Source organism: Thioalkalivibrio sp. XN8, from assembly GCF_011058255.1.
Classification (GTDB): Bacteria; Pseudomonadota; Gammaproteobacteria; order Steroidobacterales; family XN24; genus XN24.
On record NZ_JAALFH010000008.1, the window covers coordinates 68763 to 80000 of the forward strand.

Below are 11238 nucleotides of genomic sequence, written 5' to 3' on the forward strand. Positions count from 1 at the left end.
GCGGGCGGAACACGACGCATGTGGTTGACGGTCGAGGGGATCGAGCAGGCCTATGGCGACAACCGGGTCCTGAAGTCCCTGTCGTTCCGCATTCCCGCCGGCGCCATCGGCTGCCTGCTCGGGCCCAGCGGCTGCGGCAAGACCACCGCCCTGCGTTGCATCGCCGGTTTCGAAGGCGTGCAGGCCGGCCGCATCCTGGTCAACGGCGAGGTGCTCAGCAGCCCCGGGTTCACCGTGCCGCCGGAGCAGCGCGGGCTCGGCATGGTGTTCCAGCAATACGCGCTGTTCCCGCACCTCGACGTGGCCGCCAACGTCGGCTTCGGCCTGCGCGGCCTGAAGGGCGCCGAGAAGGACCGCCGGGTGGCGGAAGTGCTGGACGTGGTCGGCCTGGCGGGGCGCGAAAGCCTGTTCCCGGACGAGCTCTCGGGCGGGCAGCAGCAGCGCGTGGCGCTGGCGCGCGCCCTGGCGCCGCGGCCGGGACTGCTGCTCCTGGACGAGCCGTTCTCCAGCCTGGACACGGGCCTGCGGGTCCGCCTCGGCACCGAGATCCGTGACATCCTGAAAAAGCTGGGCATCACCGCGCTGCTGGTGACCCACGACCAGGCCGAGGCCTTCGCCGTGGCGGACGAGATCGGCGTGATGCGCGAGGGGCACCTCGAGCAGTGGGACACCGCCTACAACCTCTATCACCGCCCCGCCACGCGTTTCGTGGCGGAGTTCGTCGGCGAAGGATGTTTCATGCCCGGCGAGGCCAACGCCGACGGCACGGTGCAGGTCGAGCTGGGCCGGCTGGAGCCGACCGAGGCGATCCGGCTGCCCGAGGCCGCCGCCGTCGAAGTCCTGCTGCGGCCGGACGACATCGTGCACGACGACGACAGCCCCCAGACCGCCACCGTGCTGCGCAAGGCCTTCCGCGGCGCCTCCATCCTCTACACCCTCGGCCTGCCGAGCGGCCGGCGCGTGCTGGCGCTGGTGCCCAGCCACCACGACCACCGCGTCGGCGAGCGGATCGGCATCCGCCTGGAGGCGGACCACGTGGTCGTCTTCCCTGGCTGAGCGCGGCGCTTGGTTTCCCCGTCGCCCTGTGGAAGAATCCGGGGCAAAAGGTTTTGGCATCCGCCGATGAAGGATTGCATAGACGAGCATGGCTTTCGGGCCAACGTCGGCATCATCCTCACCAACGAGGCAGGACGTGTTTTCTGGGCCGGCCGCGCCGGCCGCCCGGGCTGGCAGTTCCCGCAGGGCGGCATCCTCGAGGGCGAGAGCCCCCGCGAGGCCATGTTCCGCGAGTTGGAGGAGGAGATCGGGCTGACCTGCGACGACGTGCGGGTGCTGGGCAGCACGCGCGGCTGGCTGCGCTACCGCCTGCCCCGGCGCTACATCCGGCGCCACTCCCGGCCGGTCTGCATCGGCCAGAAGCAGCGCTGGTTCCTGCTGCGCCTGACCGCGGACGAGACGCGGGTGCGCTTCGACTGCTGCGACCATCCCGAATTCGACCGCTGGTGCTGGGTCAGCTGGTGGCGCCCCGTCGACGAGGTCATTTATTTCAAGCGCCGCGTCTACCTCAGGGCGCTGCGCGAATTCGGCCGCCTGGTGTTCCCGGACGGCCCCCCGCCACGGCCGGGCGCGCCGTCCGGTGAGCCGGGCCACTAGGCCCGCCGCCTTCCCCCAGGAGCCCTCGTGGAAGAACAGCGCCTCGTCGTCAGGCTTCATGACCCGCGTCGCTGGCGCATGCTGCTCGCGGTGGCGGCACTGGTCGCGCTGGTGGCCGGCTACGGCCTGTTCCGCTGGGGGCACTCCGCCGGCGGCGGGGCGGGCTCCCGGGCCGAGCAGCGGGTGGCGGAGCTCAGCACCGAGACGGCCCGGCTGGAGAGCGAGGTCGGCCGGCTGCGGGATGCGCTGGCCCGGGCGCAGACGACGCTGGAGGTGGACCGCGAGGCGCTGGACGGGCTCAAGGCGGCGCTCGCCGCCAGCGAGGAGCGCGTCGCCACCCTCAACGAGGAGTTGCAGTTCTACCGTCGCATCGTGGTGCCGCCGGAGGGCCGCACGGGCCTGCGGGTACAGACCTTCGAGATCGAGCCGGCGGATCTCGACCGCAGCTACCGGCTGCGCCTGCTGCTGGTCCAGAACCCGCAGCGCTCCGGCCGCGCCGCCGGCGTGGTGCAGGTGGACCTGCACGGCACGCGGGACGGGGCCGAGACGAGCCTGGCGCTGCCGCAGCTGGCGGCCGAGGCCGTGCCCTACGAGTTTCTCTATTTCCAGGACGTGGAGGTGGAGGTCATACTGCCCGCGGGCTTCGTGCCCGAAACGGCAGAAGTGGCGCTGAAGCCCAACGGCCGCGCGCGCGCAATCGTCACCAGCTTCCCCTGGGACCCCAGCAGTTGAAACGGATCTAACCATATGTTTGGCAGGAAGAAACGGGAACAAGGCGCCATCGCCACGCTGATCGGCGGCGGCACCACGGTCAGCGGCAACCTGGAATTCCAGGGCCGCGTCCACCTCGACGGCGCGATCGAGGGCGACGTCACTGGCGAGGCGGGCCGCTCGGTGCTCGCCATCGGCACCGACGGCGTGATCGCGGGCACGGTCCAGGTCGACACGCTGGTGCTCAGCGGCACCGTGCGGGGCGATGTGATCGCGCGGGAACGGGTGGAGCTCGGCCCCACGGCCCGCGTCGACGGCAACGTCATGTACCAGGTGCTGGAGATGTCGGCCGGCGCCTGCGTCAACGGGCGCCTGGTCCACCAGCCCGCCGGGCAGCAGGCCCTGCCGGCGCCCGACGGGGGGCAGGACGCGCCCGGCGACGTCGGGTAGAATACCTCCCCTGACCATCGCCACCGACGACCAGCACCATGGCAACGAACATGACCGAACCGACCGCTATCGACCAGCCGTTGCTGTTTTCGGACGCGGCCGCCACCAAGGTCGGCGAGCTCATCCGCGAGGAGAGCAACCCGAACCTCAAGCTCCGGGTTTTCATCCAGGGCGGCGGCTGCTCCGGGTTCCAGTACGGCTTCACCTTCGACGAGAACGAGGACGACGGCGACACGCGGATCGAGAACTGCGGCGTGACCCTGCTCGTCGACCCGATGAGCATCCAGTACCTCGCCGGGGCGGAAATCGACTACCGCGAAGACCTGAACGGCGCCCAGTTCGTCATCCGCAACCCCAACGCGTCGACCACCTGCGGCTGCGGCTCCTCCTTCGGCGTCTGACGGCCGGCCACTGAGGCGCTGAGGTCCGCGCGATGGCGCCCGACCCGCAGCCGGAAGTCATCGCCGCGGTCGACCTCGGCTCCAACAGCTTCCACATGGTGGTGGCTCGCCGCGGCGACGGCGAGATCACTATTCTCGACCGGATCCGCGAGATGGTCCGACTCGGCGCGGGCCTCGACGAACAGGGCCGGATCCAGCCTGACGCGGCGGAACTCGCGCTCGCCTGCCTGGCCCGGTTTCGCGAGCGCCTGGCCGCGCTGGAGGCGGGCCAGGTACGGGCCGTGGGCACCAATACCCTGCGCCGGGCCCGGCGTCGCGCCGGGTTCCTCCGGGCGGCCCGCGAGGCGCTGGGACATCCCATCGAGGTCATCTCCGGCGTCGAGGAAGCCCGCCTGGTCTACCTCGGGGCCGCGCGCTCCCTGCCGGCACAAACCGGCCGGCGCCTGGTGGTGGACATCGGCGGCGGCAGCACCGAGCTGATCGTCGGCGAGGGCTACGACGCGCTGCGCCTCGAGAGCCTCTACATGGGCTGCGTCAGCAGCAGCGAGGCCTTCTTCCCCGGCGGGGTCATCACGGCCGAGGGTTTCCGCCAGGCGCGCCTGTTCGCGCGGCGCGAACTCGAGCCCATCCGCAAGCCCTTCCGCCAGGTGGACTGGCAGCAGGCGGTCGGCACCTCGGGCACCATCCGCGCCACCGGCCGCGTGCTCCGGCTGCTCGGCGCCACCGGCGGCGAGATCACCCGGGAAGGGCTCGAGGTGTTGCGCGAGCGGCTGCTCGCGGCCGGGGACGTGAAGCGCCACGACCTGCCGGGGCTCGGCGACCAGCGGGCGCCGGTCTATCCCGGCGGTCTCGCGGTGCTGACCGAGATCTTCGCCGCCCTCGACCTCGACCAGATGGTCCCGGCCGAGGGCGCGCTGCGGGAGGGGCTGCTGTGGGACCTGCTGGGCCGGCTCACTGACGAGGATGCGCGCGACCGGAGCGTGCGCGCATTCCAGCAGCGGTTCCACGCCGATGCGACCCAGGCGGAACGGGTCGAGGCGACCGCGCTAGGCCTGCTGGAGCAGCTGGCCGGCGACTGGAGCCTCGAGGACCCGGAGTGCGCGGACCTGCTGGGCTGGGGTGCGCGGCTGCACGAGGTGGGCCTCGACATCGCCCATGCGCAGCACCAGCTGCACGCGGCCTACCTGTTGCGCCATGCTGACCTGGCGGGGTTCTCCTCCGACCAGCAGCAGCGGCTGGCGGGACTCGTGGGCGCCCACCGGCGCAAGATCAGGAAGGGGTTTCTCGACGACGTGCAGGAGCCGTGGTCGAAGCGCCTGCCCTACCTGGTGGCCATCCTGCGCCTGGCGGTGCTGTTGCATCGCAGCCGCAGCGACAAGCCCCTGCCGGCGCTGGCGGTGGAGGCCTCGCGCCGCAAGCTCCGGCTCCAGTTCCCGGAGAGCTGGCTCGAGACCCATCCGCTGACCCTGGCCGACCTGGAACAGGAGGCGCGTTATCTCGGCGCGATCGACCTGAAGCTCAGCTTCCGCTGAGGCGCTGGGCGAGGCGGTCGAGCCGCTCGTCCTGGACCGAGACGCCGTCCGCCGCCGGCCGGGCGACCCGCTGCCAGCTGCCGTCCGGCGCCATCTCCCAGGCGAAACAGTTCTCCTCGAGCTCCCGTTCGAGATCGGCGATGATCCGGCGCCGCAAGGCGACGCGGGTGATGGGGTAGTGCACTTCCACGCGGGTGAAGAAGTTGCGCTCCATCCAGTCGGCGCTGGACAGGTAGACCTCGTCGCGCCCGCCGTTGGCGAACCAGAAGGCGCGGGCGTGCTCGAGGAACCGCCCGACGATGGAGCGCACGCGGATGTTGTCCGATATCCCCGGGACCCCGGGCCGCAGGCAGCAGGTGCCGCGGACGATCAGCTCGATCCGCACGCCCGCGCCGGAGGCGGCATACAGCGCCTCGATCACTTCGGGTTCCACCAGGGCGTTCAGCTTGGCGACGATCCGGGCCGCCCGCCCGGCCCGGGCGTGCCCGGCTTCGCGCCGGATCAGCTCGAGCGTGCGCTCGTGCAGGTCCAGCGGCGCCACCGCCAGCAGCGAAGTCCGGGCGCGGGCGCCGGGACTGGTCAGCAGCATCGTCACTTCGTGGACGTCGCGGCCGAGCCGGCTGTTGCAGGTGAACAGGCTGTAGTCGGCGTAGCGCCGGGCGGTGTCCGGATGGTAGTTGCCGGTGCCGAGATGCACGTAGCGGCGCAGCCGGCCCTGGCCTTCCCGCCGCACCACCAGCAGGAGCTTGGCGTGCGTCTTGTAGCCGACCACGCCGTACACCACCTGGGCGCCGGCCTGCTGCAGCCGGTTCGCCAGCTTGATGTTCTCCGCTTCGTCGAAGCGCGCCATCAGCTCGACCACCACCGTCACTTCCTTGCCGGCCCGCGCGGCCTCGACCAGCGCGTCCACCACCGGCGAGTCGGGCCCGGTGCGATAGAGGGTCTGCCGGATCGCCAGCACCTGCGGGTCGGCCGCGGCCTCGCGCAGCAGGTCCAGCACCGGGCCGAAGCTCTCGTAGGGGTGGTGCAGCAGCACATCGCCGCGCCGCATGGCCGCCAGCATGCCGTCGGAGGCGCGCAGGGCGCGCGGCCGGGCCGGCGCGAAGGGCGGGTATTTCAGGTCCGGCCGCGCCACCAGCTCGATCACCTGCGAGAGCCGGTTGAGGTTGACCGGGCCGTTCACCTCGTACAGGTCGTCGTCGCCCAGGCCGAACCGGTTGAGCAGGAAGCGCAGCAGGTGCGGCGGGCAGCCCTGCGCCACCTCGAGGCGCACCTCGTCGCCGTAGGGCCGCGAGGCCAGCTCGCCCTCGACCGCGCGCAGCAGGTCCTCGGCGTCCTCGTCGGCCACCGGCAGGTCGCTGTTGCGGGTGACGCGGAACTGGTGGCAGCCGAGGACTTCCAGGCCGGGGAACAGTCCGCCGACGAAGGCATGGATGATGGACGACAGGAAGACGAAATCGTCGGGACCGGTGCCCTCGACCGCGGCCGGCAGCCGGATCACCCGCGGCAGCGAACGGGGCGCCTGGACCACGGCCATTGGCGCTTCGCGGTCGAAGGCGTCGGTGCCCGAGGGCTCCACGATGAAGTTCAGCGCCTTGTTCAGGATGCGCGGGAAGGGATGGGCCGGGTCCAGGCCGATGGGGGTGAGCACGGGCAGGACCTCGCGGCGGAAGAACTGCCTGGCCCACCGCGTCTGGGCCGGGTTCCATTCGCCACGCGGCAGGAAGCGCACGCCGCGCGCCGCCAGGTCCGGGCCGAGCGCCTCGTTGAAGACCCGGTACTGCTCCGCGACCAGCTCCCGCGCCACCCGCGCGATGCCGGCCAGGGTCTCCACCGCGGTCATGCCGTCGCGCCGCAGGTAAGTGGTGCCGTACTCCAGCCGCTCCTTCAGCCCCCCGACGCGGATCTCGAAGAACTTGTCGAGGCTGGTGCAGGACAGGCAGAGGAAGTGCAGCCGCTCGAGGGCCGGCACGCTCGCATCGCGGGCCAGGTCGAGAATCCGCCGGTTGAACTCCAGGGCCGCCAGCTCGCGGTTGAGGTAAAGCTCGGGACGGCGCAGGGCCTCGAGGTCGGGCGATCCGCTCATGCCGGCCACACTGCGCCGAGCACGGCGGCGCGGCGCGCGCCCGTCACCGAGGGCAGGTTGCCGGGCAGGCCCGCCAGCGTTCGCGCCGCCAGCCAGGCGAAGGCCGCGGCCTCGACGTGGCCGGGGTCGATCGAGTACGCCGCGCTGCTCTCCACGCGGGTGCCGGGCAGCAGGGCGCCGAGCCGCCCCATCAGGTGCGGGTTGCGCGCCCCGCCGCCGCAGGCCACCAGGCGGGCCGGCGGGCGGGGCGCGAGCATTTCGGCCACCGTGCGGGCCGTGAACTCCCCCAGCGTGGCCTGCACGTCGGCCGGCGCCGGCGCGTGGCCAAGCGCTGCCAGCTCGGCATCCAGCCAGGCCGGCGAGAACTCTTCGGGCCCGGTGCTCTTCGGTGGCGGCAGGGCCAGGAAGGGATGCGCGAGCAGGCGATGCAGCAGCGCCTCGTCCACGCGGCCGGCAGCGGCCCAGCGGCCGTCCTCGTCACAGGGCGTCCCGAGGTGCCGCCGCGCCCAGGCGTCGAGCAGCGTGTTGGCCGGCCCGGTGTCGAAGCCGGTGACCGCCTCGCCCGGCGGCAGCAGGGTGAGGTTGGCGATCCCGCCCAGGTTGAGCACGGCCCGGTACTCCCGCGGGTCGGCGAAGACGGCCGCGTGGAAGGCCGGCACCAGCGGCGCCCCCTGGCCGCCCAGCGCCACGTCGCGGCGGCGGAAGTCGGCTACTACCGTAATGCCGGTGTGCTCGGCGACCAGGTTGGGGTCGCCGACCTGCAGGGTGAAAGGGTGGGGCGAACGGGGGCGGTGGCGCAGCGTCTGGCCATGGCTGCCGATGGCCCGGACCTCGCTTGCCGCCACGCCGGCCTCCGCCAGCAGGCCCTTCGCCGCGGCAGCGAACAGCTCGCCCACCAGCCGGTCGAGGGCGCCGAGTTCGTCCACCGGATCGGGCCCGGCCGGATCGGCCGGACCCGGCAGCGCGAGGCGGCGCAGGCGCTCCGCCACGGGCCCCGGCAGGGGCTCGGCCCGGGCAGCGTGCACGCGGAAGGTCCCGGCCTCGGCGACGGCCAGCACGGCGTCCACGGCATCCATGGAGGTGCCGGACATCAGTCCGAGGTAGTAGCCGGGTAGGAGTGAGGCGGCGGCCAGGGCGGTACCGTCAGTCGATGGCGGCCAGGCGCAGCGGTCCGCCCAGCGCGTCGAGCTCGGCGACCAGCGGCGCGGTGACGGCGGCGAACTCCGCCCGGCGCGCGGCCGGCACGGGGTCGGCTTTCGGCAGGTCCACCGTGCGCGGGTTCTTGTGTACGCCGTTGATCCGGTACTCGTAGTGGAGGTGGGGCCCGGTCGCGGTCCCGGTGGCGCCGACATAGCCGATGATGTCGCCCTGCTTCACGCGCCGGCCGACGCGGGCCGAGGCAGCGATGCGCGACATGTGGGCGTAGAGGGTGGTGACGTTGCCGCCGTGCTGCAGCACCACGGTCCGCCCATAGCCGCCCTGGGTCCCGGCGGAGATGACCTTGCCGTCGCCGGCCGCCATGATCGGCGTGCCGGTGGGCGCGGCGTAGTCGACGCCGCGGTGCGGCCGCCGGATCTTGTGGACCGGGTGGAGCCGGTTCGGGTTGAAGTTGGAGCTGACGCGGGTGAAATGCACCGGGGCGCGCAGGAAGGCCTTGCGCATGTTGTCGCCCTCGGGCGTGTAGTAGCTCGCGCGGCCGTCCTCGTCGGGGAAGCGGACGGCCCGGTAGGAGCGGCCCTGGTTGCTGAACTCGGCCGCCACGATCTCGCCGTCGCGCAGTTTCTCGCCGTCCTGCCAGAGCTCCTCGTAGACCACCGAGAACCAGTCGTCGCGGCGGATGTCCAGGGCGAAATCGATGTCCCAGGCGTAGATGCCGGCGAGCCGCATGATGGTCGCGTCGGACAGGCCGGCGGCGAGCCCGGCGGCATAGAAAGAGGACGTGATCCGGCCGGTGGTCCGGGCGAGGCGGATCTCGACCGGGTGCTCGAGGAAGCTGGCGCTGTAGCCTTCTTCGCCGAGTTTCACCACCAGGCTGCGGGTTTCGTCCAGCCGGCGGGTCAGGCCGAGCAGGGCGGCGCCGTCGCGGTGGACTTCGAAGGTGTCGCCGGGCCGGACCCGCTTCAGGTGGGGCGCGACCTCGTCGAGCGCCAGCAGGCGGTGCAGGTCGGCCACCGAGAGCTGGTGGCGGCGGAACAGGCGGTCGAGGCTGTCGCCGGAGCCGACCTCCAGCAGCACGCGCTCGCCCCGCCCGGACTGTGCCGCCTGCTCGACCGCAGCGGCCAGCACTGCGCTGTCGGGCAGCTCGGCCGCGGCCGGCGGGCGTTCCGGCAGGGGGAGGGGGAGGGCGGCGACCGGCGGGGCCTGCAGGGACTGCTTGCCTTCGGCCGGGCCGTCGGACCAGAGCGCCACCAGCCCCGCCAGCACGACGCAGGTCACGATCACGGCCACGTGGCGGCGCGACACGGGCGGTCGCTGGACCGATGCCGGGCTGGCCTTGATCTTGTAATCGTGCCGGACTCCGCTTCCCACTCGACCCACCGCATCGCAGGCTGCAAAATTTGCGTTACCCTAACGGCCGCGCGCGTCCCGGTCAATGCGCTGTTTCTCAAAAAAAACAGTGACTCATCACGGAGTTTTCATGAAACCTGCCAAAGAACAACTGGCTGAACTGCTGCGCGGCACCGAGGAGGTGCTGCTGGAGCGGGAACTGGAGGCGCGCCTCGCGACCGGGCGGCCCCTGAAGGTCAAGGCAGGCTTCGACCCGACGGCGCCGGACCTGCACCTGGGCCACACGGTGCTGGTCAACAAGATGCGCCAGTTCCAGGCCTTCGGCCACGAGGTCATCTTCCTCATCGGCGACTTCACCGGCATGATCGGCGACCCCACCGGCAAGAACGCGACCCGCCCGCCGCTGACACCGGAGGAGATCGCGGCGAACGCGCGCACCTACGAGGCCCAGATTTTCAAGATCCTCGACCCGGAGCTGACCCGGGTCGAGTTCAACTCGCGCTGGATGGGCCCGATGAGCGCCGCCGACCTGATCGGGCTGGCGGCCAGGCACACCGTGGCCCGGATGCTGGAACGCGACGACTTCAGCCGGCGCTACGCCGAGGGCCGGCCGATCTCCATCCACGAGTTCCTCTACCCGCTGGTGCAGGGCTATGACTCGGTGGCGCTGCAGGCCGACGTCGAGCTCGGCGGCACCGACCAGAAGTTCAACCTCCTGGTCGGCCGCCAGCTGCAGCAGGCCTGGGGCCAGCCGCCGCAGGTGGTGCTGACCGTGCCGCTGCTCGAAGGCCTCGACGGCGTGCAGAAGATGTCCAAGTCGCTGGGCAACTACGTCGGCATCGACGAGCCGCCCGCCGTGATGTTCGGCAAGCTGATGTCGATCACCGACGAGCTGATGTGGCGGTACTACGAGCTGCTGTCGTTCCGGCCCCTGGCCGAGCTCGAGGCGCTGCGCGCGGAGGTCGCCGCCGGCCGCAACCCGATGGAGGCGAAGTTCGAGCTGGCCCACGAGCTCACGGCGCGTTTCCACGGCGAGGCGGGCGCCCGGGCGGGGCGGCAGGATTTCGACCAGCGCATCCGCGCCGGCGCGATGCCCGAAGACCTCGAGTGCCGGGTGCTCGAGTGCGCCGGCGGCGAGATCGGGCTGGCGGCGGCGCTGACGGCCGCGGGGCTGACGGCGAGCAACTCGGAAGCGTTCCGCGAGATCCGCCAGCGCGCGGTGCGGGTCGACGGCGAGCGGGTCGAGGACCCGCGCCTGACGCTCGCGGCCGGCCGGCGCTACGTGCTGGCCGTCGGCAAGCGCCGCATAATCGAGATCGACTTGCGCCCGGCCTGAGCCGGGCCTTACTCAACCACAGGGAGAAGTTCCATGTTCCATCGCAAGCTAGCAGTAATCGCACTCGCCGCCCTGGCCGCCGCGCCGGCGCTGGCTCTCGACGCCGAGCAGGCCGAGAAGGCGACCGAGACCCGCCAGTCCGTGCTCGAGGTCGTCGGCTGGAACATGGGGCCGCTCGGCGCCATGGCCCGCGGGCTGGTGCCCTACGACGCCGAAATCGTGGCGCGCAATGCCCAGCGTATCGCCTGGATGTCGAGCATGATCCCGGACGCCTTCCGCGCCGATACCCGGCCGCACGACGTAGCCACCGAGGCCCTGCCGGCGATCTGGGAAAACTACGCCCGCTTCGAGGAACTGGCGGCGAACACCCAGGCGAGCGCGGAGCGGCTGGCCGAGGTCGCGGCGAGCGGCGACGAGGCGGCGACCAAGCAGGCCATCGGCGCGCTGGTCGACGACTGTCGCGCCTGTCACAACGACTTCCGCCTCGACGACTAGTACAGCCCGAGGTCGCTCAGGCTCGGTCCCGGGGCCGAGCTGACCAGGTACCAGGTCCCGGCCGCG

Annotated in this window: 12 protein-coding genes (1 of these 12 cut by a window edge); 8 read left to right on the forward strand and 4 right to left on the reverse strand. The window is 72.0% G+C overall.

Annotation, left to right across the window (positions count from 1 at the left end):
* Positions 1-18: 18 nt before the first annotated feature.
* The 6 genes from G6N75_RS00805 (at position 19) to ppx (ending at position 4747) form a co-directional block, all read left to right on the forward strand.
* Positions 19-1056: an ABC transporter ATP-binding protein gene (locus G6N75_RS00805; RefSeq protein ID WP_165346167.1), complete on the forward strand. Its 1038-nt coding sequence runs from the start codon at positions 19-21 to the stop codon at positions 1054-1056.
* A gap of 66 nt (positions 1057-1122) precedes the next feature.
* Positions 1123-1653 carry an RNA pyrophosphohydrolase gene (locus tag G6N75_RS00810; protein WP_165346168.1) on the forward strand — a complete coding sequence of 177 codons (531 nt, stop codon included), beginning with the start codon at positions 1123-1125 and terminating at the stop codon, positions 1651-1653.
* A gap of 27 nt (positions 1654-1680) precedes the next feature.
* Positions 1681-2385 carry a DUF6776 family protein gene (locus tag G6N75_RS00815; RefSeq protein WP_165346169.1) on the forward strand — a complete coding sequence of 235 codons (705 nt, stop codon included), beginning with the start codon at positions 1681-1683 and terminating at the stop codon, positions 2383-2385.
* A 15-nt stretch (positions 2386-2400) separates the two neighbouring features.
* The gene (locus G6N75_RS00820; RefSeq protein WP_165346170.1) at positions 2401-2814 is read left to right on the forward strand and encodes a polymer-forming cytoskeletal protein; all 414 of its coding nucleotides are present in this window, start codon (positions 2401-2403) and stop codon (positions 2812-2814) included.
* A gap of 50 nt (positions 2815-2864) precedes the next feature.
* Positions 2865-3215, forward strand: a complete 351-nt coding sequence (gene erpA / locus G6N75_RS00825) for an iron-sulfur cluster insertion protein ErpA (protein WP_206202829.1) — start codon at positions 2865-2867, stop codon at positions 3213-3215.
* Between the two features lie 32 nt (positions 3216-3247).
* Complete coding sequence (gene ppx, locus G6N75_RS00830) at positions 3248-4747, forward strand: exopolyphosphatase (protein WP_165346172.1); 1500 nt, start codon at positions 3248-3250, stop codon at positions 4745-4747.
* Here ppx and ppk1 read toward each other — a convergent pair.
* From ppk1 to G6N75_RS15525, 3 genes are read right to left on the reverse strand one after another with little or no spacing between them, the layout of a single operon-like run.
* Positions 4734-6833: a polyphosphate kinase 1 gene (gene ppk1 / locus G6N75_RS00835; RefSeq protein WP_165346173.1), complete on the reverse strand. Its 2100-nt coding sequence runs from the start codon at positions 6831-6833 to the stop codon at positions 4734-4736. The genes ppx and ppk1 overlap by 14 nt on opposite strands.
* The gene (locus G6N75_RS00840; RefSeq protein WP_276611193.1) at positions 6830-7966 is read right to left on the reverse strand and encodes an anhydro-N-acetylmuramic acid kinase; all 1137 of its coding nucleotides are present in this window, start codon (positions 7964-7966) and stop codon (positions 6830-6832) included. The genes ppk1 and G6N75_RS00840 overlap by 4 nt, the downstream gene beginning before the upstream one ends.
* 10 nt (positions 7967-7976) lie before the next feature.
* Positions 7977-9362, reverse strand: a complete 1386-nt coding sequence (locus G6N75_RS15525) for a peptidoglycan DD-metalloendopeptidase family protein (RefSeq protein ID WP_165346175.1) — start codon at positions 9360-9362, stop codon at positions 7977-7979.
* Positions 9363-9471: 109 nt separating this feature from the next.
* Here G6N75_RS15525 and tyrS point away from each other — a divergent pair, with 109 nt between their 5' ends.
* Both tyrS and G6N75_RS00855 read left to right on the forward strand, forming a co-directional pair.
* A complete protein-coding gene (tyrS, locus tag G6N75_RS00850) occupies positions 9472-10677 on the forward strand; it encodes a tyrosine--tRNA ligase (RefSeq protein WP_165346176.1) in 1206 nt (401 codons plus the stop codon).
* 33 nt (positions 10678-10710) lie between these two features.
* Complete coding sequence (locus tag G6N75_RS00855) at positions 10711-11172, forward strand: cytochrome c (RefSeq protein WP_165346177.1); 462 nt, start codon at positions 10711-10713, stop codon at positions 11170-11172.
* On the opposite strand, the gene G6N75_RS00860 is transcribed toward G6N75_RS00855, so the two are convergent.
* Positions 11169-11238: the 3' portion of a cytochrome b/b6 domain-containing protein gene (locus G6N75_RS00860; protein ID WP_165346178.1), read on the reverse strand. The gene runs 635 nt beyond the window's last position; the window shows 70 of its 705 coding nt (coding positions 636-705); the start codon falls outside the window, past its right edge — the gene reads right to left on this strand; the stop codon is at positions 11169-11171. The genes G6N75_RS00855 and G6N75_RS00860 overlap by 4 nt on opposite strands.

Bases quoted from the DNA above. Each gene is read 5' to 3' on its own strand.
- G6N75_RS00820 (WP_165346170.1), top strand. From the start codon at position 2,401: ATGTTTGGCAGGAAGAAACGGGAACAAGGCGCCATCGCCACGCTGATC.
- tyrS (WP_165346176.1), top strand. From the start codon at position 9,472: ATGAAACCTGCCAAAGAACAACTGGCTGAACTGCTGCGCGGCACCGAG.
- ppk1 (WP_165346173.1), bottom strand. From the start codon at position 6,833: ATGAGCGGATCGCCCGACCTCGAGGCCCTGCGCCGTCCCGAGCTTTAC.
- G6N75_RS00805 (WP_165346167.1), top strand. From the start codon at position 19: ATGTGGTTGACGGTCGAGGGGATCGAGCAGGCCTATGGCGACAACCGG.
- erpA (WP_206202829.1), top strand. From the start codon at position 2,865: ATGACCGAACCGACCGCTATCGACCAGCCGTTGCTGTTTTCGGACGCG.
- ppx (WP_165346172.1), top strand. From the start codon at position 3,248: ATGGCGCCCGACCCGCAGCCGGAAGTCATCGCCGCGGTCGACCTCGGC.
- G6N75_RS00810 (WP_165346168.1), top strand. From the start codon at position 1,123: ATGAAGGATTGCATAGACGAGCATGGCTTTCGGGCCAACGTCGGCATC.
- G6N75_RS00855 (WP_165346177.1), top strand. From the start codon at position 10,711: ATGTTCCATCGCAAGCTAGCAGTAATCGCACTCGCCGCCCTGGCCGCC.